19 protein-coding genes are annotated in these 19,928 nt (G+C 57.3%); 7 read left to right on the forward strand and 12 right to left on the reverse strand.

What is annotated here, in order from left to right:
- Window positions 1-46: 46 nt before the first annotated feature.
- The gene (locus tag ACLI1T_RS04075) at window positions 47-886 is read right to left on the reverse strand and encodes a fumarylacetoacetate hydrolase family protein (RefSeq protein ID WP_411703094.1); all 840 of its coding nucleotides are present in this window, start codon (window positions 884-886) and stop codon (window positions 47-49) included.
- A 5-nt stretch (window positions 887-891) separates the two neighbouring features.
- On the reverse strand, window positions 892-1,425 hold the full coding sequence (gene pth, locus ACLI1T_RS04080; RefSeq protein WP_349864348.1) for an aminoacyl-tRNA hydrolase: 534 nt from the start codon (window positions 1,423-1,425) through the stop codon (window positions 892-894).
- 154 nt (window positions 1,426-1,579) lie between these two features.
- Between pth and ACLI1T_RS04085 the strand changes: the two genes are divergently transcribed.
- Window positions 1,580-1,735, forward strand: coding sequence for an RNA helicase (locus ACLI1T_RS04085; protein WP_349864350.1), 156 nt, complete (start codon window positions 1,580-1,582; stop codon window positions 1,733-1,735).
- 61 nt (window positions 1,736-1,796) lie between these two features.
- On the opposite strand, the gene ACLI1T_RS04090 is transcribed toward ACLI1T_RS04085, so the two are convergent.
- The 4 genes from ACLI1T_RS04090 to ACLI1T_RS04105 form a co-directional block, all read right to left on the reverse strand.
- A complete protein-coding gene (locus ACLI1T_RS04090; protein ID WP_411703095.1) occupies window positions 1,797-2,462 on the reverse strand; it encodes a 50S ribosomal protein L25/general stress protein Ctc in 666 nt (221 codons plus the stop codon).
- A 461-nt stretch (window positions 2,463-2,923) separates the two neighbouring features.
- The gene (locus ACLI1T_RS04095) at window positions 2,924-3,898 is read right to left on the reverse strand and encodes a ribose-phosphate diphosphokinase (protein WP_284771310.1); all 975 of its coding nucleotides are present in this window, start codon (window positions 3,896-3,898) and stop codon (window positions 2,924-2,926) included.
- A gap of 16 nt (window positions 3,899-3,914) precedes the next feature.
- A complete protein-coding gene (gene glmU, locus ACLI1T_RS04100; protein WP_411703096.1) occupies window positions 3,915-5,360 on the reverse strand; it encodes a bifunctional UDP-N-acetylglucosamine diphosphorylase/glucosamine-1-phosphate N-acetyltransferase GlmU in 1,446 nt (481 codons plus the stop codon).
- Window positions 5,361-5,429: 69 nt separating this feature from the next.
- Entirely contained in the window at window positions 5,430-6,626 is a 1,197-nt protein-coding gene (locus tag ACLI1T_RS04105) for an MFS transporter (protein WP_349852501.1), read from the reverse strand.
- Between the two features lie 137 nt (window positions 6,627-6,763).
- Here ACLI1T_RS04105 and ACLI1T_RS04110 point away from each other — a divergent pair, with 137 nt between their 5' ends.
- Window positions 6,764-7,480, forward strand: coding sequence for a trimeric intracellular cation channel family protein (locus tag ACLI1T_RS04110; RefSeq protein ID WP_023026098.1), 717 nt, complete (start codon window positions 6,764-6,766; stop codon window positions 7,478-7,480).
- Window positions 7,481-7,518: 38 nt separating this feature from the next.
- Here ACLI1T_RS04110 and ACLI1T_RS04115 read toward each other — a convergent pair whose 3' ends face one another.
- The 3 genes from ACLI1T_RS04115 to ACLI1T_RS04125 form a co-directional block, all read right to left on the reverse strand.
- Window positions 7,519-7,668: a hypothetical protein gene (locus ACLI1T_RS04115; RefSeq protein WP_023026100.1), complete on the reverse strand. Its 150-nt coding sequence runs from the start codon at window positions 7,666-7,668 to the stop codon at window positions 7,519-7,521.
- Window positions 7,669-7,787: 119 nt separating this feature from the next.
- Window positions 7,788-8,414: an Ltp family lipoprotein gene (locus tag ACLI1T_RS04120; RefSeq protein ID WP_023026102.1), complete on the reverse strand. Its 627-nt coding sequence runs from the start codon at window positions 8,412-8,414 to the stop codon at window positions 7,788-7,790.
- 89 nt (window positions 8,415-8,503) lie between these two features.
- Window positions 8,504-8,944: a hypothetical protein gene (locus ACLI1T_RS04125; protein WP_411703097.1), complete on the reverse strand. Its 441-nt coding sequence runs from the start codon at window positions 8,942-8,944 to the stop codon at window positions 8,504-8,506.
- Between the two features lie 261 nt (window positions 8,945-9,205).
- Here ACLI1T_RS04125 and ACLI1T_RS04130 point away from each other — a divergent pair, with 261 nt between their 5' ends.
- The 3 genes from ACLI1T_RS04130 (at window position 9,206) to ACLI1T_RS04140 (ending at window position 12,315) form a co-directional block, all read left to right on the forward strand.
- Complete coding sequence (locus ACLI1T_RS04130) at window positions 9,206-10,114, forward strand: NAD(P)/FAD-dependent oxidoreductase (RefSeq protein ID WP_349852508.1); 909 nt, start codon at window positions 9,206-9,208, stop codon at window positions 10,112-10,114.
- 185 nt (window positions 10,115-10,299) lie between these two features.
- Window positions 10,300-11,265, forward strand: coding sequence for a DUF4300 family protein (locus ACLI1T_RS04135; RefSeq protein ID WP_232208523.1), 966 nt, complete (start codon window positions 10,300-10,302; stop codon window positions 11,263-11,265).
- Between the two features lie 585 nt (window positions 11,266-11,850).
- Window positions 11,851-12,315 carry a hypothetical protein gene (locus ACLI1T_RS04140; RefSeq protein WP_349852510.1) on the forward strand — a complete coding sequence of 155 codons (465 nt, stop codon included), beginning with the start codon at window positions 11,851-11,853 and terminating at the stop codon, window positions 12,313-12,315.
- Window positions 12,316-12,565: 250 nt separating this feature from the next.
- Here the strand turns inward: ACLI1T_RS04140 and ACLI1T_RS04145 are convergent, their stop codons facing one another.
- Window positions 12,566-12,991, reverse strand: a complete 426-nt coding sequence (locus ACLI1T_RS04145; protein WP_411703098.1) for a hypothetical protein — start codon at window positions 12,989-12,991, stop codon at window positions 12,566-12,568.
- 606 nt (window positions 12,992-13,597) lie between these two features.
- On the opposite strand from ACLI1T_RS04145, the gene ACLI1T_RS04150 reads away from it, so the two are divergent.
- Complete coding sequence (locus ACLI1T_RS04150; RefSeq protein ID WP_349852515.1) at window positions 13,598-14,215, forward strand: TetR/AcrR family transcriptional regulator; 618 nt, start codon at window positions 13,598-13,600, stop codon at window positions 14,213-14,215.
- Entirely contained in the window at window positions 14,216-17,857 is a 3,642-nt protein-coding gene (mfd, locus tag ACLI1T_RS04155) for a transcription-repair coupling factor (protein ID WP_411703099.1), read from the forward strand.
- Window positions 17,858-17,883: 26 nt separating this feature from the next.
- Here the strand turns inward: mfd and nadC are convergent, their stop codons facing one another.
- A complete protein-coding gene (gene nadC, locus ACLI1T_RS04160; RefSeq protein WP_411703100.1) occupies window positions 17,884-18,819 on the reverse strand; it encodes a carboxylating nicotinate-nucleotide diphosphorylase in 936 nt (311 codons plus the stop codon).
- Window positions 18,820-19,842, reverse strand: a complete 1,023-nt coding sequence (gene nadA / locus ACLI1T_RS04165) for a quinolinate synthase NadA (RefSeq protein ID WP_411703101.1) — start codon at window positions 19,840-19,842, stop codon at window positions 18,820-18,822.
- Window positions 19,843-19,928: the final 86 nt, after the last annotated feature.

Consider the following 19,928-nt stretch of genomic DNA (forward strand, 5'->3'; position numbering starts at 1 on the left):
GGAGTGAGAACCCAGCCACAGCTTGTGTGGGGTATGTGCAGCCGGCTTAGAGGCCGGGCTCGCCGTAGCGGGTGGTATTAGAAATATGGCCGAGCCCTTCGACGTTGATGGCGACCGTATCGCCGTCTTGGAGGAATTGCTGCGGGTCGCGGGCAAACCCAACGCCTTTGGGCGTACCGGTGACGATGACATCACCGGGGTTGAGGGGATAGAGCTGCGAGCAAAATTCGATGAGCTCAGCGATGGAAAAGATGAGGTCATCGGTATTGTCCTGCTGGCGCACCTCGCCATTAACCGTGGTGGTCAGCCGCGCGCTACTGCCCGGCGCCCATTCATCAGGGGTAGTGAGCCAAGGCCCAAAGCCTGCGGTGCGATAAAAAGACTTGCCTGCGTGGAATTGGCTGGTCTGGCGCTGAAAATCGCGCAGGGTGTAGTCGTTCATGATGGCATACCCCGCCACGTAATCCAGTGCATCCGCGCGGGTTACGCGGTGCGCGCGCTCGCCGATGACCACCGCAAGCTCACCCTCATAGTCCAGCTTCTGGGTAGCGTATTCGGGGATATAGACGTCATCGAAGGGGCCGGTAAGCGCATCGGCGAACTTGATAAACAGCGTGGGGTGCTCGGGAAATTCACGGCCCATTTCCCGGATATGCTTGGCGTAATTAAGGCCTACGCAGATGATCTTCCCCGGCGTTGGGACGATTGCTTCTAAATCATGCTGGTCATAGACTATTGGCTCGCCGGATAGCTGTGCGGCCTTGCGCCAATCTTCGCTGCGCAGCAGCGCGCCTACGTCTTCGTAGTCCAGCTCCACTCCCACATTATCGCCTTCAATGCGGATTGCGGAGTTGCCGAACGCGGTGCGAAGAGTAGCCAGTTTCATGCCAGCTAGTCTAGCGCACTCCTTATTTCTGCTAGCGCGTCAGCGCAGAGGATGGGGATTTCTACCTTTTCTTGTTTGGACCACGGCTTGAGCACAAACGATGCCGGATCCATCCGGCCTGGCGGCCTTCCGATGCCGATGGAAAGGCGCTGATAGTCCTTAGTACCGAGCGACTTTGTGGTAGAGCGCAGACCATTATGCCCGTGATCGCCACCGCCTTGGCGTAATTTCACGGTCCCAAAGTCGAGCTCTAATTCATCGTGCACCACCACAATATCCGTGGGTGTTAGATGGAAGTACTGGGCGAGTGCCTTGATCGGGCCGCCAGACAGGTTCATAAAAGATCGCGGTTTAGCGCAGATGACCTTGCGGCCGGATAGCATTCCTTCCGCGACCTCGGTATTCGTCTTCTTATGCACCGAAAAGCTGCTCATTAATTCACCGGCGAGTTCATCGGCAACATCGAAGCCGATATTGTGCCGCGTGCCGGAATACTTCGGGCCAGGATTGCCAAGGCCTACTACGAGTAGTGGAGTCACTGCATTATTGTCGCATAGATTGAAATTCTATTGGAAATACAATTCCATGCTCCATAGAATATGCCGCCGTGTATCACTGCGGCTCGGGTGCTAAAAATACCTCTTACAGCAGTGGACTTGGGGAAGTATCGTAGTGATTAAGGAGGTGCGCCCCATGCCCGAAAAACTACCTGAAGTTGATCGCGAAACCAAGAATGTTCCTAGTAGCAAAGTTGCTGCTGCGCGGCTCATTATCAAGCGCGCTAAGGAAGGCAAGGGCAAGATCGAAATCACGCCTACAATTCGTGAACTTGCCGGACAAGATTTATAAAACCACGATATCGCCGTGAGCATTGCTGCTCACGGCGATATGCGTTTGGGGGAGTGGGAAATTACTCCTCGGAGTCGTCAGACTCGGAGGACCCGCCTTCGCCCTCTTCGTCGACGGAGTCGGCACCAGCGTCGGCGCCGCCTTCCTCAGCAGCCTCAGCGGCCTCTTCGAGCTCCTCGTCAACCTCAGGCAAGGAGATGGAGAGGATAACGGTCTCTGGGTCTGCTACCAGGGTGGTGCCTTCCGGCATAGTGACGTCGGCAGCGGTGATGACCTCGCCGTCCTCGAGGTCCTCGATGGACAGCTCGATCTCTTCCGGAATGCTCAGTACGTCAGCCTCAACCATGAGGACGTCTGCATCCTGGATGTGCATGGTGCCCGGTGCGGACTCGCCGGTTAGGGTAATCGGAACCTCAACCTCGACCTTCTCACCGCGCTTAATCAGCAGCAGGTCAACGTGGTCGATGTCCATGGTGAGCACGTTCTGGTCAACGTTTTTGACCATGGTCAGGTACTGCTCGCCCTCGATCTCGAGCTCCAGAACGGCGTTGACACCGTTGTTCCGAACGAGGGACTGGATGTCCAGCAGCGGCACTGCGAAGTGTACGGGCTCCTGGTCGCTACCGTAGATTACGCCGGGAACCTTCCAGTCGCGGCGCAGGCGGCGGGCGTAGCCCTTACCAAAGACGGTACGTGGTTCTGCTTTAATGATTGGGCGCTCTGCCATGATGCAATCTCCTTTGTCGGTGTAGTGCGGCGAGGCTATCGAAGTTATAAAAACGACGAAAGCCTGCCGATGAACGTCTTGGACGAGTCATCGCAGGCGTCAATAAAAGCAACATGCTCTAACTTCAATCGCGTCGATAACGGCTTCCCAATTTTTGAGTCGCCCTCGCCGAGACTGGGTTAGATTAGCATCTCTCAGCCGACGAAACCAAAACCCACCCCGTTAATCTTTCTTCGCCACCTTCCTTCTCGTTGCACCCTTCGCGCTCACCGGCAGCGCTAATGTCTGTAGCTCAGGCTACGCGGTGAGCGCGAAAGGAGGGCGGGAGAACGGCAGGCGGTAGTGCTTGCGGTGTACCTGCGACGCCCTTGGCGCTCACGGGGATGGAAAACACCGGCACCCCGCCGTTCACGGTGAGCGCGAAGGGCGGGGTGTGAGGCGTAGTGCGACCGGCGAAACGCTTAGGCCCGATCGAAAAGGGTAGTCACGGAACCGTTTTCGAAGATCTCGTGGATGGTCCGAGCCAGCAGTGGGGCGATGGACAGGACCTTGAGGTTGGACCAGCCTTCGGTGGACTGCGGCAGGGTATCGGTGGTGATGACTTCCTCGGCACCGCACTCGGACAGGCGCTCGCGGGCGGGGTCGGAGAATACGCCGTGGGTGCACGCGATGATGACCTTCTTTGCGCCCGCTTCCTTGAGCACGCGCACGGCGCCGGCGATGGTGCCGCCGGTGTCAATCATGTCATCGAGAAGCACGCAGTCCTTGCCCTCAACTTCACCCACCACGCGGTTGGAGACCGTCTTATTGGCCTCGGTATTAGAGCGGGTCTTGTGCACGAAGGCCAGCGGGGCATCGCCCAGGTCGTGGGCCCACTTTTCGGCGACCTTCACGCGGCCGGCATCGGGGGAGACGACGGCGATGTTATCGGTGGCGTACTTGGACTTGATGTAGTCCGTCAAGATGGGCTGGGCGTGCATGTGGTCCACCGGACCGTCGAAGAAACCCTGAATCTGGTCCGTGTGCAGGTCCACCGAGACGATGCGGTCCGCGCCGGCTGCCTGCAGGAGATCTGCGACCAGGCGGGCGGAGATGGGCTCGCGGCCCAAGTGTTTTTTATCCTGACGCGCGTATGGGTAGAACGGCAAAATCGCGGTGATGCGCTTGGCGGAACCACGCTTCAGTGCATCGATCATGATGAGCTGTTCCATCAACCACTTATTGAGCGGCTGGGAGTGCGATTGCATGACGAAGCAGTCAGCGCCGCGCACGGACTCTTCGAAGCGGATAAAAATCTCGCCATTGGCGAAGTCCCGGGCGGTGGTAGGAACCAGATCGGTCTTGAGTTCCTTTGCCACTGCCTCAGCCAATTCTGGGTGTGCGCGCCCAGAAAAGAGCTTCATGTTCTTGCTACTACCAGTTACCTTGCCAGTCATAGGAGAATATGCCCCTTTACTTCTCGTTGTCCTGTGCACGGGCTGCGGCTTCTGCCGCTGGGGTGCCCGGACGCTTCTTTTCAACCCAGCCTTCGATATTGCGCTGTTTGCCACCGGAGACTACGAGTGCTCCCGCGGGAACATCGTCTTTAATTACTGTACCCGCACCGGAGTACGCGCCATCACCGACATTGACCGGAGCGATAAACATCGTATCCGAACCGGTGCGCACGTGGCTGCCAATGGTGGTGTGGTGCTTGTCCACACCGTCGTAATTGACGAAGACCGAGGACGCACCGATATTGGATTCCTCGCCCACGGTGGCATCACCAATATAGGTAAGGTGCGGCACCTTGGTACCGCGGCCGAGCTCGGCATTTTTCGCTTCCACGAAGCCGCCGAGCTTGCCATCTTCGCCCACGATGGTATTCGGGCGAATAAAGGTAAACGGCCCGATCTTGGCGTTGACGCCGATGACGGAATCGCTACCGTGCGTGCGGACTACGGACGCGCCGGTACCGATCTGCATATTCGTCAACGTGGAATCCGGGCCGACCTCGGCATTATCGGCAATGCTCGTCGCCCCCCACAGCTGGGTGCCGGGGTGGATGGTGACATCGGTGCCGATGGTGACATTGACACCAATCCAAGTGGTTTCCGGATCGATGATGGTGGCGCCGCCGCGCATGGCCTTTTCCACCATGCGGCGGTTGAGCTCGCGGCCGGCGGCAGCTAGCTGCACCCGGTCATTGACGCCGGCGAGTTCCTGTGGATCTGCGGCGACGTGCGCACCCACGCCATGGCCGGCGGTGCGGGCGATTTCGAGGACATCGGTAATGTAGAGCTCGCCCTGCGCATTATTGGTATCAAGCTTGGTCAGGGCATCCCGCAATGCTGCCGCATCGAAAGCGAAAACGCCGGAGTTGACCTCACTAACCAGGCGCTGTTCTTCGGTGGCATCCTTGTGCTCCACGATGGCGGACACAGACCCGTCCGTGTCGCGAATGATGCGGCCATAACCGGTGGGATCTGCAAGGCGCATGGATAATACCGTGACCGCATTGCCTTGAGCGGTGTGGGTATCGCGCAACCCCTCGATGGTTTCTGGGGTCAAAAGCGGCACGTCACCGTTGGTGACAATGATGGTGCCTTCGAAATCAGAAATCGGAGAAATCCCGCAGGACACGGCATGGCCGGTACCGCGCTGGTCTTCCTGCACGGCCTGCACGACCTCGCGGTCCAGCTCATTTGAAATCTTTTCTACGACGGGCGAGACCTGCTCGCGCTGGTGGCCCACGACGGTAACGAGGTGATCCGGGTTAATACCCGCCGCGGCGTGCAGAGCATGTCCAAGCAGCGTGCGACCGCCGATTTCGTGCAAAGTCTTTTGCTTTGTGGATTTCATGCGCGTGCCGGCGCCCGCAGCGAGGACGACGACGGCACTTGGGGTAGTTGCTTCCACGGTCAACAAAACTCCTGGGGGTTGAGTTTGATTAGTTCTTCGGGCTTTATTTTATAGTCCATATTTAAACTATGTGCGAGAAACCTCCTTAAGGCTGCCCGCGCGCCACACTCCAACAAAGCCGACGAGCGCCAAGAAAATCAACGCTGCCTCTGGCCCCGCGAGAGCGATGACGGAAGAAATGCCACCCATGATGAGCAAAATAATGCCCATCATGGTGTTAGCCGCACCCACGTATTGCGTCCTTTTATCCCCACCGGCCATATCCACCACGTAGGTCTTTCGCGCCACGCGAACTGCCGTATGCGCGAGATTGACGGCAAAGAAGCCGAGCGGCATGACCCAAGCATTCACAGCGTCTGAGGCCCAGTGGGAACTAGCCACGATGAGCAGGATGATAACGGAGGAGGCGGCAGCACCAGCCGCCATGGTGTTCTTGGAAGACTTATCCGAAAATACGCCAGAAACTCGCCCACCGATAAGCGAGGCCAAACCAGAGGCAATCACGAAGCCGAAGACACCAGAAAGGTCATCGTGCAGCAGCACGATAAATGCGGTAGAAAGCGCCGAGACCAGCAGCAGAGCGCGAACGATGACGAAGTTGCGGAATTGGGCATCGTCAGTGAAAAGCTTCCACGTATCTGACCACCAGCTCTTATCGATGCCCTCTTGCTTACCCTCCGGCACCGGCTCTTCCACGTGCGAAAATACCCACGTGGCAATGGCCCAGGTAGAAGCGCCGACCAATAAAACGATGCCCATAGTAGAGATCGTGAGATCTCCTAAGAGGAATAAGATGACACCGACTAGCAGGGTGGCGCCGCCGCCCAAGGCCGTTGCGGATCCAGTCACCCGGCCGCGCTGTCCCTTGGAAATCGTGCGCGCCTGCACGTCCTTGCCGGCGATGGAACACAACGCGCGGAACAGGGAAAGCGCAGCCAAGGCGAGAAGCACGACCACACCCAACCATGCGCCGCGTATAAAGAATGCTGCAAGGGCAATCACGGCGGCGGAGATGGCTTGGCCGGTCGAGCCGATCATCCACAAGCGCTTGCGGGCGCGGTGCGTGGTCACCCAAGGGGTAAGAGCGGCCTGCGGCAGCATGGAGCCAGATTCCCGGATAGGGGTAAGCAGACCGGTGAAGAAGGCAGGGACGCCTGCCGCATTAAAGAGCGCCGGCAGCACCGTTTTGGACGCAACGATCTGGTCGCCTAAATTTTGTAGGCCATTGGACCAGATGAAGTACCTGGCATTTGAGTTAGACATGAAAGAACTTTCGAGATAACCGAGACAAAGCGGGATAACACTGTAATCCGGTCAGAAGAGACCGTCTATCAACTTTACTCGCTTCCTACCCCTGGAAAGGGCGAAACCGCTGCGATCGGCTATGTTCAGTAGTTGTTATGCACGACGTGGATCCCCTCATCAATACGATGTACCAGGCCTTCGATCTGATCGGAGTGGCCTTGAACGGCATCATCGGCGGCACGATCGCCCGCCGCCGCGAATTCGACATCGTGGGTTTTATTTTCCTCGCCTTATTTTCCGGCCTGGCTGGCGGCATGATCCGCGACATGCTTATCGATGACGGCCCCGCAGCCGCCATCTCAGATCCCTGGTACTTGGGCCTTGCCTGCGCCGGGGCGCTGACGGCCTTCCTTATGGAACTGAAGGGAAAGGCGTGGGAGATTTTCCGCGAGCACGGCGATGCCATCATTTTGGGTATGTGGTCTACCACCGGTTGCGTGAAGGCACTGGCTGCAGGCATGCCCATGATCCCGTGCGTGTTTTTAGGTGTCTTAACCGCCGTCGGCGGGGGAATGGTCCGTGATGTCGCCTCTGGACAAATCCCGTCCATTTTCGGCGGCAGCCCCCTCTACGCAGTGCCGTCTATCGTCACAGGCATTGTCATGGTGACCTTTGCATCCTATGACCAATTTGCCATGGGCATGGTGGTTTCCCCGATCGTCGGCAGTGGCATGGCCATCATTTCCTACTGGCGGGGCTGGGTCCTGCCCCGCGCTGGGGTCGCGCCAGTGAACTACACCGCGGCACAGGTGGCCGCGATTGCCAAGAAGGCGGAGATAAAAGGCTTCCGCCGCGGCCGGCGCAAGCGCTAGCGGCTTAAACGGCGCATAGGGCCGTACCGCAGCCAGCTTTAAGGCAGGTTGGTGACGATGGCGATGATAGTAAGGATAATCAGGACAAGAACGCTCCACCTGAGGAAAGGATCCTTGGTCAGGGGCAATGGCTCCCGGGAGTCGTCATCATCAGGTTCCGGGGAAGACGTGGAGTGTGGAGCGGTCATGGCAGGAATCCTTTCGAGTGCAACGCTGCTGCAATGCTAGTGAGGGCGACTATAAGCATCGCCCTCGAGCAAGAGCAAGGCACCTCGACGGCACTGCGTGAGTGCCTTGTGGAGGACGACTACAGATTATCCACTGCGTACTGTGCTTCTTCTGCGGTGAACTTTTCACCGTATTCGCTAACGAGCTGGTCATAGATAGCATTGGGCGACATGCTCATCATTTCTTCGTAATCGCGGGCCGTTTGAAGCGCATTATCGTGGTAGTCCGCTTCCAAATTATCAATTGCGTACTGGGCGGCTTCCGGGCTGAATTGTTCACCGTACTCGCTGCTGAGCTGGTCGTACAATCCCTGCTTGGACATGTGCATGGTATCTGAGTACACCTTGGCACTCTTCAAAGCATTCTTGAATTCGCGCGGAACATCCTGGTCTTCGCTTCGTTCTTCTGGTTGATCGTCTTGCTCATCGCGAGCATCGTCGTCTGGGTTTATTTCCTGGGCATCTTCCGCCGGGGTGGCCTCTACAGTGCCTTGCTGGGTGGTCTGGTCTGTGGAGCTTTCGCTGGTTTCATCATCGCTGCCGCCCAAATTGGCAATGATGCCGATAACGATGAGGACACCGATGATGATTGCGCCCCACTTAAGGCAGCCGCCCTTTTTCTTTTGGGGCTGCTCAGGAGCCGGCTGTCCAGCTGCTGGTTGACCAGCCGGTTGGGAATTATCGGAATAGGGGGATGGAGAGGTCATGGTGTGGATACCTTTCAAGGTGAGTGAGAGAGGAAAAGGGGAAAGTTTTCCGACATTGGCTGCAAGTTCGCAGCAGTGGTCGAGAACGATTAGCGCAGCGGATCTTTGGCAACGTGGACGGTACTGTCTTGAATATCGCCCAAATCAACGACAATGTTGCAGGAATAGAATTCTCGGACTGGAGTGCCAAATCCATTGGGGAAATCAACGTGGCCAAAGGCGTAGTACCTACGCGGCGAATCAGTGATTGAATCTGACGACTGAATGTCAATGTCTTCTGGAAAACTGACTCCACCGGGACACTTGGCACGGCTGGTTACCTGCTCACGGCATGCATCCAAAGCAGCTTTTGTATCTTCGGTTTCGCTTATTTTCAAAATGGCAAGATCAAAGAATATTAATGCTACGAGGGCGGATCCAACGAGCAATAGCCAGAACCACCACCGCTTTACAAGCGGCTTTTCCACATGTGCTGAAGGAAGTGGCGTCGCATTTTCAAGGGAGGGAGACGGGTGAGGAGAGGTGTCCAACGCATTGGTCTTTCGGAAGAGAGAAAATGAGTGATTATTGCCGGTGCACACCCCGGCATCGAGCTGTGGTGTGAAGTAGCAATGGTTTAACTAAATCAACCGGTCTGGACATAAGCATGCGGGCAAGGAAGGAAAATCGCCTATGTGTACGAAAGTTGTAGATTGCCTCGACTTTCCTTGGCTTAAAGTGGAGTAAGAAGTAGATTAAGGTATTTGCGATTATTGATGGCTCAGTAGTGGGGTAGAGAAAGGCTTATTTCTATGAAGGCGGACGTAGTAATCGTTGGCGGTGGATTTGCGGGCACTTCTGCAGCTATTACCTTGGCCCGCGCGAATCGGACTGTCGCATTAGTGGACTCAAATCAGCCACGAAATAGGTTTAGCGAGCATTCCCACGGAGTTTTAGGATTTGATTCAGCTTCGCCTATTCAAATGCTTGAAAGCGGACGCCGTGAATTTCAGTCGTTCGGCGGAGAGGTTATTTCTCAAATGGCGAAGTCGCTTGCTCTTGCTGATGGCGACACTCGTGGGTGGAAAACCGAATTGGAAAGCGGCGACGCCGTTTACTCGCGCCATGTAATCGTAGCTACAGGTATCACTGACAAATTGCCAGACATCCCCGGAGTAGCGCAGCTGTGGGGCAACCGGGTCTTTCACTGCCCTTATTGCCATGGTTATGAGGTAAAAAATAAAAACCTGGTCGTTATTGGTGGGAAGAACCCTCCATTTACTTTCCGTATAACGAAGTTGCTCACTAAATGGACGGATCGAGTGACTTTCTATCCAAATGGCTTGGATCTTTCCCAGGAAGAAAAACGCCTTATGGAATCGCTAGGAATCACAATTGAACCTAATTTGGTGCAAGGGGTTAGAGAATCTGAACGCTTTGATGGCGGCGTAGTACTTGACGTTGGGCAGGAAAAGAAAGAATACGAAGCTTGTTTTACCGGTCCGGAATTTGTTCCCAATGACTCAATACTTAAACAAGCCGGATGCGCTGTAGAACACGGTTGGGTTAAAGCGGACTCTGGGATGACGTCGCTGGAGGGCATTTGGGCTGCAGGAAATGTCATAAGCTCCCCAGACCAAATGCCGCAAGCCATGGGTGCTGGAGCCGCCGTTGCCATTAAGGTGGATCAGAAGATGTTTGACGAGGATATCTCCTACTAAAGGATTTACACTTTCATTGCTCATACCGGAGATTGGATAGTGGTGGCTTCCCCACAATGAGCTAATAAAGTCGTACCGAGACGCATTGGGAGTTCTTGCTACCCGATTTTTCGAGGGGCTATCTTGTGTGGGCCATTTTTCGCTAGCATGTGATGATGCGCTTTTCCTACCTGACTGTCCCTACTGTGACAGCGTGTTTATTGTTGGCGGCCTGCTCGAACCCAGATAGTGGTGACACGAATCAGGCTGCGAATGATTCCGAATCTGCGTCGGCCTCCAGTGCTGCCGCGCAGTCAAAGGCGGCGAGCGAACAGCACACGGAGATTCCGACCGCAGATAGCGATGCGTCGCAGCTTTTGGCGGGGATGACGATGAGCAATCTCGTCGATAAGCAATCGCAAGAGGTGGCCCGCACCGCGCTTGCCGATGCCGGAATGCCACAAGAAAGTATCGACGGCTTTTTTGAATTGGTAGACGAATACAACACTGCTGTACCGACGGACAGCATGGTGGCCGAAGGCTTCGCGGATTACGGGACGCAGGATCCGGACTACGATGTGGAGGCCATTTCAAAGGCGTGGAATGACCACCATGCGGACTATGTGGGTACCAATTGCCGCATTAATACCTTTACCCTGGCGGATTCGCTCTTTTCCGTTGATGACCAGGACAATCCCAATGATTCCTTGTTATTCCTAGATCAACAGTCCCTAGATAATGCGCCGGAGCAAATCTTTGATGAAGCCGAGCGCGCCAAGTTCGAGGCCTTCTATGGGAATGTGGAAACCACCATGGAGCAAGATCCAGGGCAGCACATCGCCGATATCAAGGCTTATTTTAAAGACCGCGGAATCGAGTTCGCGGATACGGATGCTCGGGTGGTGTCGGTATTCTCGCACGATACCTTGACGGAACCGGCCACGCTTTTTATCGGACATACCGGCGTTGCCGTGCCGTATGAGGATGGCTATCTATTCTTGGAGAAGCTTGCCTTCGATATGCCTTATCAGGCGGTGACGGTGAAGGATATGCAGCAGCTCAATGATTACTTGATGCATAAATACGATGACGGCCCCGATTTGGAATATGGCCAACCCGTCATCTTTGACAATGATGACGTGATAGAAGGCATGCGCTACGCCAAGAAGTAAAAGGGCAGTTTAACCCTGTGTGACAATAATGAACTGCTTCCTGCCAGGAGGCGCGTGGCCTTTAATAGCCAAACCACGGCGGAATAGTTTGAACATTCGCGACGGGGAGTAATTTCCCGCCAATCCTAACATTTGCTGAATGTTCAGGGGCCAGTGGGTGATAGAAGAACCCTGGCAACTCGATTCCTCTTTGTAAGCGATGCGCGGTCTAAACGGAGCGTGTCGTTGCGGCTGCATCGTTACGGGAAACAAGCCATCAACCAAATGGCCGTGGCTTACCCTGTTAGCTCTGACTGATACCTGTAATCCCGATTTCCCGAATAAACCACGTGACTCGCTCTTAGCGCATTCGGCAGGGACACCCGGTTTCGAAGGGTTGCCTAATTCCTTTAAGGCAAGCATAACCATCGTAACACCGTATGCTACTGTGATATATACCTCACATTTTAGGGCTAGGATAGGTAATCTATATGTCGCTATAGGTATACTCACTAACCGTGTCGAGCTGGAGTTCTCAGAGGCTGGACACCGCCTCCCCAGCAAACGTTGGGAAAACTCACAAGACTCATAAGAAGGGTTGAAGACATGAAATCGAATAATTTCCGCCGCGTTTCCATCGCAGCTGCGACTGCCGCTCTGGGCCTGACCCTGGCAGCCTGCAGCGATGATGGCAGCTCCGCCCCGGTGACCGTCACTGAGACCGCTACACCAGCGGAACAGAGCAACCAGAATAACCAGGATGATGGCAAGGAAACCGTCACCGTCACCTCTGGTGCAGACGCTAACGCGAATGGTGGCAATGCCGGTCAGGGCGGTGGCAACGCTGCCACCAACGACCTGCCCACCGAAATTACCGGTTACTCCGGTGAAGCAGAGCGTGACCTGAACGAAGAGGGTCTGACTAAGGATGAAGTGACTCAGGTTTTGCAGCGTGCCCACAACGGCGAAGGCAAGGTCAAGTGGGACAATGATGGCTACTGGGAAGTCGAAGTTGGTGGCGTTGACGTCGATATCGACAGGAACGGCCTAGTCCTTGACGTCGACCGCTAAATAGGTCACCCCGCTTCTGTATTGGCTTTATGACTATACAGAGCACTCAATAATTGGTTCTTTTGGGAACCCAGCGAGACCGTCCAATGCGCGCGTAGTGCACTGGACGGTTTTCTTATGGCCGGATTCCTTTAATCTCGGAGGTGTTTGCTCCAAAGAGGGGTTAGCTCGGTCAAATGGAGAAAAGAGAAATGCTCTGGGTGGTTGGAATACACCCAGAGCATTAGTGGAATTGTGGAGATCGTTGAAGTTAGGCGAGCTTAGCGGAGATCTCGATGATCTTTTCAACGACCTTCAGCGCGTCTTGAATTTTGCTGAAGTCAATGTTCTTGATGAACTTTTCGGCCTTTGCGTTGAAGTCATCAGTTTTGCTGGAGAGCTCGTCGAGCTTGGCGTGGAAGTTTTCCTTGTGCTCTTTGTGCTTGGCGTCGAGATCCTGCTTGTCGTCTTGGTGCTTGCTGGAAAGCTCGTCCAGCTTGTTGTGGATATCCTCCTTGTTGAGCTTGGAGGAACCGTTGTCGTCCTGCTCTGGGGTGGTCTCGGTGGTGGTTTCTACCGCTGCGGTGGTCTCGGCTGCAGTGGTTTCGGGAGTGGTTTCTTCGGCGAGTGCCGGTGCCACTGCGGTGGTGGTGGCGATGGCCAAGGTAGTAAGTCCGATGGATGCTTTGCGCAGCATGGTTCCTCCTTAGTGGAATTATGTTTTCAAAAGGTGGGTGTTTACACCGGAAACATACTAATGCTTATTCATAAAATATTCAGCTTTTGTGTCGGAACACACAGGAATACGTCAGGTGTGTATCAATTTTTGCTGGAGATTTGGGTGCACCCGCCTGCGTATCTTGGGGCGTACGGGGGTATACATGCGTAGAGGGATTGCATCGATGAGTCTTTGCGTTGCCCTATGCCGCCGGTAGCTCGAATGGTCCTAGGGAGAGGGAAGGGAAGCGCTAATTTGTCACCGTTGAACGTGATCGCTGAATACAGCGGGCCCCGAGGTTGGTAGATTTTCGCGGTCGGGCGATTCTCTTAGTGACTGCTTTCTGTGACCGCAGGAATGGGAAAACTAAACAATCCCTCTCGCCGGCGTTTATGCCTTTAGAGAGGGGGTATAAAAATGCTTCCCCACCAGGACTCGAACCTAGAATGGCGGTACCAAAAACCGCAGTGTTGCCGATTACACCATGGGGAACCACAGCGATTGCTGTAGCTATAGCGTACCTGACGCCCCCGGGTAAATAACAAATTACTAGGTAGGGGTGGGGCAAAGGATATGGTAGAAGGCATGGTTCGACAGAGAATGACCGGACGTGAGCGCCGCGAGCAATTGATTTCCATTGGGCGCGCCGCTTTTGCGGAATTGGGGTTTGAAGGCACCAGCGTCGAAGAGATTGCGTCCCGCGCCGGCGTATCGAAGCCGGTGGTCTACGAGCATTTTGGGGGCAAAGAAGGCCTGTATGCGGTGGTCGTAGATCGGGAGATGCTGGCGCTAGAAAGAGTCATCAGGGATTCTTTAGAAGAAGGCAGCTGGCGCGAGCGCATTGAGCAGGCCGTGATGGCGCTGCTGAATTACGTCGAGGAAGAAACCGATGGTTTCATCATTCTGGTACGCGATTCGAAGCCGGGCGAGGAGCGCAGTTTTTCTACGCTGCTCAATGCCGCGGTGGGGCAGGTGGCCTATATCTTGGGCGAAGCTTTTGAGCACCGCGGTATCAATCCGGAGTTAGCCAATATTTATGGGCAGGCCCTCGTTGGCATGGTCTCTACCACGGCGCAGTGGTGGTTGGATGAGCGCAGCCCGGATAAACCGGATAAGGAAGTCGTCGCTACGCATATAGTCAATCTATGCTGGAATGGTTTGTCCGGTATGGAAATTAAGCCCAAGCTAGGAGGCAGGAAGTAAATGGCGACGCCAATGCTGGCAGGTCTGCTTAAGGTCGCGGCCACGGACCCGAAGCTCAAGGGGCTTGTGGCCAATGTGGGCCAGGACCTGCACATTACGGGTATCGATCAGGCGCGCCCTTGGGCTCTTGGCACCCTGGCCCACCACGCGCCGGTGCTGGCGGTCATGGCCACCAGCCGCGAGGCTGAGGATCTCACCGCGGAGCTTACCGCCATGATGGGCGACAAGGTCGCAATGTTTCCTTCTTGGGAGACGCTGCCGCACGAGCGGCTGAGCCCGGGCGTGGATATCATCGGCAAGCGCGCGCAGGTGCTGCACAACATTGATGACCTGCGCATTATCGTTACGGCCGCGCGCGGGCTCTCCCAGCCCATCCTGCAAGAAATCGAGGGCCGCGCCCCGGTGCACCTGGAAGAAGAGCACGAGTACAACTTCGACGATGTGGTGCGCAGCCTGGAATTTAGGGCCTATAAGCACGTGGACATGGTGGCCAAGCGCGGTGAGTTTGCCACCCGCGGTGGCATTATCGATGTCTTTCCCACCACATTGGATTACCCGGTGCGCGTGGAATTTTGGGGCGATGAGGTCACCGATATTCGTCAGTTCTCTGTTGCTGACCAGCGCACCATCCCAGAAATCGAGGTCGGCCGCGTCGATATCTTCACCGCCCGCGAACTGCCGATTACGGATGCGGTAGCGCAGCGTGCGGCCACATTGGCGGCGACGCATACCGGAAACCCGGCGCTGGTGGAGCTTTTGACCAAGGTCAGCGAACACATTCCGGCTGAGGGCATGGAGGCGGTTTTGCCCGTGCTTTCCGATGCCCCACTGATCACCCTTTCCGAGTTTCTCCCTGCCGACACGCACGTGGTAATGGTGGCGCCGGAAAAGATCAGGCGTCGCGTGGAGGACCTAGAAAAGACCGACGCGGAATTCCTTGCCGCAGGCTGGGAGGCCGCCGCCATGGGTGCGGATGGCCCCTTGTCCACGGAAGGGCTTGATACCGAAGGATCGAGCTACCGCTCCTTTGAGTCTTTGGAGGTCTCCATTCGCGAGGCCGGCCAGCCGCTGTGGACATTTTCCCCACCGGGCATGTTGGCCGGACCAGAGGAGGAAACCCTGCCGCTCGAGTTTGAGCCTGGGCCCACCCCGCGCGGCGATATCAAGGAAATCGACGCCATGATGGCCCAGCTGCTGGCGCATACCAATGCTGGCGGGCGCGCGGCGTTTATCGCGCCTGCCCAAGGTGCCATCAAGCGCATGGTGGAGCGTTTTGCCGAGCAGGGCATTCGCACTAAGGTGGCCACCCCCGGCTGGGAACCCAGCGCGGGCGAGGTCACCTTGTATCAGGCACTCAGCCATGCGGGCTTGGTCTTTCCTAAGGTGCGCAAGCTCAAAGACGCCGAGGCGCTGCCGCTCGTCGTGGTCACGGAAACGGACCTGACTGGTAACCGCGTTGGCGATATTGCAGACGCCAAGCGGCGTCCGGCCAAGCGCCGCAACAAGGTGGACCCGCTGGCGCTCAAGCAGGGAGATTTTGTGGTGCATGAAACGCACGGCATCGGCAAGTTTTTAAAGATGGCCGAGCGCACCATCCAATCCGGCGATGAGACCAGCCGGCGCGAATACATCGTGCTGGAATATGCGCCCTCCAAACGCGGGCAGCCGGCGGACCAGCTGTGGGTGCCGATGGATTCGCTGGACCTGCTCAGCAAGTACACCGGCGGCGAATCGCCCCACCTATCCAAAATGGGCGGCTCGGACTGGAAGAACACTAAGAAAAAGGCGCGCGCCGCCGTGCGCGAGATCGCTGGCGAATTGGTGGATCTCTACGCCAAGCGCCAGGCCGCACCGGGCCACCAGTTCGCCCCCGATAACCCTTGGCAGGCGGAGATGGAGGATAATTTCCCCTTCGTCGAAACCGAGGACCAGATGCTGGCCATCGACGCGGTGAAAGAGGACATGGAATCCACGGTGCCGATGGACCGCGTGGTCGTCGGCGATGTGGGCTATGGCAAGACCGAGGTCGCCATTCGCGCCGCCTTCAAGGCGGTCCAAGATGGCACCCAGGTCGCCGTGCTGGTGCCGACCACGCTGCTGGCGCAGCAGCACTACGATACCTTTAGCGAGCGTATGGCCGGTTTCCCGGTCAAGATGGCGGTGCTATCGCGCTTTACCTCAAAGAAGGAAGCCACGGAGATCTTTAAGGGGCTTGCCGATGGCTCCATTGACATCGTTGTCGGCACGCACCGCCTGCTGCAAACCGGTGTGCACTGGAAGAATTTGGGCCTCATCGTGGTGGATGAGGAGCAGCGCTTCGGCGTGGAACACAAGGAACACATCAAGGCACTCAAAGCCAGTGTCGACGTGCTCACCATGTCCGCGACGCCGATTCCCCGCACGCTGGAGATGTCCATGGCTGGCATCCGCGAAATGTCGACCATCCTCACCCCGCCAGAAGATCGCCACCCGGTGTTGACCTATGTCGGTGCCTACGAGGACAAGCAGGTCGCAGCGGCCATTCGGCGCGAGCTTTTGCGCGATGGCCAGACCTTCTTTATCCACAATAAGGTTTCCGATATTGAAAAGAAGGCGCGCGAGCTGCGCGACTTGGTGCCAGAAGCACGCATCGTCGTTGCCCACGGCCAGATGAACGAGGACGTGCTGGAAAAGACCGTCCAGGGATTCTGGGACCGCGAGTATGACGTTCTGGTCTGTACCACGATCGTGGAAACCGGCCTGGATATCGCCAATGCCAATACGCTCATCGTGGAAAATGCCCACCACATGGGCTTGTCGCAGCTGCACCAGCTGCGCGGGCGCGTAGGCCGTTCCCGCGAGCGCGGCTACGCCTACTTCCTGTATCCCAAGGGCGCCACGCTGACCGAGACCTCCTATGACCGCCTAGCCACCATCGCCCAGAACAACGATCTGGGTGCAGGCATGGCCGTGGCCATGAAGGACCTGGAGATGCGCGGTGCCGGCAACGTGCTGGGCGCGCAGCAATCTGGCCACATCGCTGGCGTGGGTTTTGACCTCTACGTGCGCTTGGTGGGCGAGGCCGTCGAGGCCTTCAAGTCCCTGGCCCGCGGCGAGGCACCTGCGGTGACGGACGAGGGCCCGAAGGAAATCCGCATCGATCTCCCCGTGGATGCCCACATTCCAGAGTCCTATATCGATTCCGAGCGTCTGCGCCTAGAGGTCTACCGGAAGCTCGCGGCCTCGCAGGATAATAAGGATCTCGCGGCGGCGCGGGAAGAAATGGAAGACCGCTTCGGCCCCTTGCCCAAGGAAGTCGAGCGCTTGCTTGCTGTGGCGCGCCTGCGCCACCAAGCCCGGCGCGCCGGGGTGGCAGACATTACCGTGCAGGGCACCCGCGTGAAATTCCACCCGGTCGAGCTGCCGGATTCCAAGCAGGTGCGCTTGAAGCGCCTCTACCCGGGCTCAAGCTTCCGGGCCGCGGCGAAGGCCATCAACGTGCCTTTCCCCAAGGCTGGGCGCAATGTCACCTCGCCCAAGCTGCGCGATGAGGAGCTCATCCAGTGGGCGGCGGACTTCTTGAGCGCGCTTTTTGATGTGCAACCCATCAACGTGTCCGGCGAGGAAGCCGGCGCCGGATCGGTCATCAGCGTAGGCGAGTAGCCGGTTGGCCTATAGCCCCTCGGCGCTTAGGAGAAGTCCAAGCCGATATCCAGCACGCGCACCGAGTGGGTGAGGGCGCCGACGGCGATATAGTCCACGCCTGAGATGCCGTACTCGCCGGCGTTTTCAAGCTGCAACCCGCCGGAGGCTTCTAGCGCCGTGGTTGGGCTGAGCGCTTGGCGGCGGTGGACGGCGGTGTGGACATCGGCAAGCGCGAAGTTATCCAGCAGCACCATATCCGGGTGCAGCGGGAGGACCTCCTCGAGCTGGTCCAAGGTATCGACCTCGACCTCGCAGGGGATATCCGGGGCATGCTTGCGCACGCGGCGCAGGGCCGTGGACACGCTGCCGCCCACGGCGAGCACGTGATTGTCCTTAATCATGGCGGCATCGCCCAAGCCCATGCGGTGGTTTGCCCCGCCGCCGGCGCGCACGGCGTATTTCTGCAGCGCGCGCAGGCCAGGCAGGGTCTTGCGGGTATCGCGTACCTTTGCCTGCTTAATGCTATCCGGAGTCCCCGTTTCCTCCGCCGTTGCCGCGATGGCATCGACCCAACGCCGGGTCTGCGTCGCGATGGCGCTTGCGTGCGAGACCATATTGAGCATGGTGCGCTCAGCGGCGAGCACCAAGAGGGTAGGGGCCTGCACCGTGGCGATGACCTGGCCTGGGGCAACGCGGTCGCCGTCGGTGGAGCGGAGTGTGATGGTGGGGGTCGGGGCATCGGCAAGCGCGGCGCCTGTATCCACGCCCCACTGGCTTAAACGCTGGGCGGTCGCGTCAAAGACCTGCTCGATAAGGCCCAAGCCTGCGATGGTGCCGGCCTCGCGCGCGGTGAACTCCGCCGTGCAGCGGGCCTTACCCGGCACCGTGGCCAGGGAGGTGTAATCCGGCCCGTAAGCGAAATCCTCATCCAAGGCCGTGGCAATGAGCGCAGAGCAATCCGGCAGGCGCAGGTTGTCCATTTATTCGCCCCCGCCGGGGTTGCCAATGGAAATCATGGCCTCGAGGGACTTGCGCGCCGCGTTCGCGATGTCTTCTGGCACCGTAACCTCATCGGTCTCTTCTATCAGGCAGCGCTCCAGGGCCTCTGGGGTGATCATCTTCATGTACTTGCACTCGGCGTGGTCATTGACGGCCTGGAAATCGATGTCCGGCGCGGCCTGGCGTAGCTGGTGCAGCATGCCGGTCTCAGTAGCAACGAGCACCTTGTTCTGCGGCTGCTTCTGGGATTGGGTAATCATCTGTCCGGTAGAGAGCATGTGCACGCGCTCTTGCGGCACCAAGCCCTCGTTGGCTAGGTACAACGCGGAATTGGAGCAGCCGCACTCCGGGTGGATATACAGGTCCGCGTCCGGGTTATCTTGGGTTTGTTGGGTTAGCTGCTGGGCGCTAATGCCGGCGTGCACGTGGCACTCACCAGCCCAAATGCGGATATTTTCCCGGCCGGTCTCGCGCTTGACGTAGGCGCCCAAAAACTGGTCGGGGCAAAAGAGGATTTCTTTATCCGCCGGCAGCGAATTGACCACGTCGACGGCATTGGAGGACGTACAGCAGACATCGGTCAGCGCCTTGACCTCGGCGGTGGTGTTGACGTAGCTGACCACCAGGGCATCGGGGTGCTCGGCCTTCCACTGGCGCAGCTCATCTGCGGTGATGGAATCTGCCAGGGAACACCCAGCGCGCTCATCGGGGATGAGAACCTTCTTATTCGGCGACAGGATCTTGGCGGATTCCGCCATGAAGTGCACGCCGCAAAAGACGATGATATCTGCATCGGTTTCTGCCGCCTTGCGGGACAGCGCCAGGGAATCGCCGGTGTGGTGGGCAACGTCCTGGATCTCCGGGATCTGGTAATTATGCGCCAGGATCACCGCATTGCGCTGTTCCGCCAACTCTTTAATCCGCTCCGCCCAGGCCTTGTCTACCGCGGGGTCTGAACCAGCAGGAGTGGCAGAGGGCATAACGCTCGCATTGGTTTGAGTCACAAGTGCTCCAAAAGTGATATTCACAAGAATTAGTGGGGTGTAATTACCGTACTAAACTGTCTGTGTCCAAGACCACTTGCGATGGC

The sequence above is a fragment of the Corynebacterium tuingiense genome (assembly GCF_046718165.1).
Taxonomy (GTDB): domain Bacteria; phylum Actinomycetota; class Actinomycetes; order Mycobacteriales; family Mycobacteriaceae; genus Corynebacterium.

Coding starts and splice junctions, on each gene's coding strand:
- ACLI1T_RS04075 (WP_411703094.1), bottom strand. CDS start 886: ATGAAACTGGCTACTCTTCGCACCGCGTTCGGCAACTCCGCAATCCGC.
- ACLI1T_RS04085 (WP_349864350.1), top strand. CDS start 1,580: ATGCCCGAAAAACTACCTGAAGTTGATCGCGAAACCAAGAATGTTCCT.
- ACLI1T_RS04090 (WP_411703095.1), bottom strand. CDS start 2,462: ATGGCAGAGCGCCCAATCATTAAAGCAGAACCACGTACCGTCTTTGGT.
- ACLI1T_RS04095 (WP_284771310.1), bottom strand. CDS start 3,898: ATGACTGGCAAGGTAACTGGTAGTAGCAAGAACATGAAGCTCTTTTCT.
- ACLI1T_RS04105 (WP_349852501.1), bottom strand. CDS start 6,626: ATGTCTAACTCAAATGCCAGGTACTTCATCTGGTCCAATGGCCTACAA.
- ACLI1T_RS04110 (WP_023026098.1), top strand. CDS start 6,764: ATGCACGACGTGGATCCCCTCATCAATACGATGTACCAGGCCTTCGAT.
- ACLI1T_RS04115 (WP_023026100.1), bottom strand. CDS start 7,668: ATGACCGCTCCACACTCCACGTCTTCCCCGGAACCTGATGATGACGAC.
- ACLI1T_RS04120 (WP_023026102.1), bottom strand. CDS start 8,414: ATGACCTCTCCATCCCCCTATTCCGATAATTCCCAACCGGCTGGTCAA.
- ACLI1T_RS04130 (WP_349852508.1), top strand. CDS start 9,206: ATGAAGGCGGACGTAGTAATCGTTGGCGGTGGATTTGCGGGCACTTCT.
- ACLI1T_RS04140 (WP_349852510.1), top strand. CDS start 11,851: ATGAAATCGAATAATTTCCGCCGCGTTTCCATCGCAGCTGCGACTGCC.
- ACLI1T_RS04145 (WP_411703098.1), bottom strand. CDS start 12,991: ATGCTGCGCAAAGCATCCATCGGACTTACTACCTTGGCCATCGCCACC.
- ACLI1T_RS04150 (WP_349852515.1), top strand. CDS start 13,598: ATGGTTCGACAGAGAATGACCGGACGTGAGCGCCGCGAGCAATTGATT.
- mfd (WP_411703099.1), top strand. CDS start 14,216: ATGGCGACGCCAATGCTGGCAGGTCTGCTTAAGGTCGCGGCCACGGAC.
- nadC (WP_411703100.1), bottom strand. CDS start 18,819: ATGGACAACCTGCGCCTGCCGGATTGCTCTGCGCTCATTGCCACGGCC.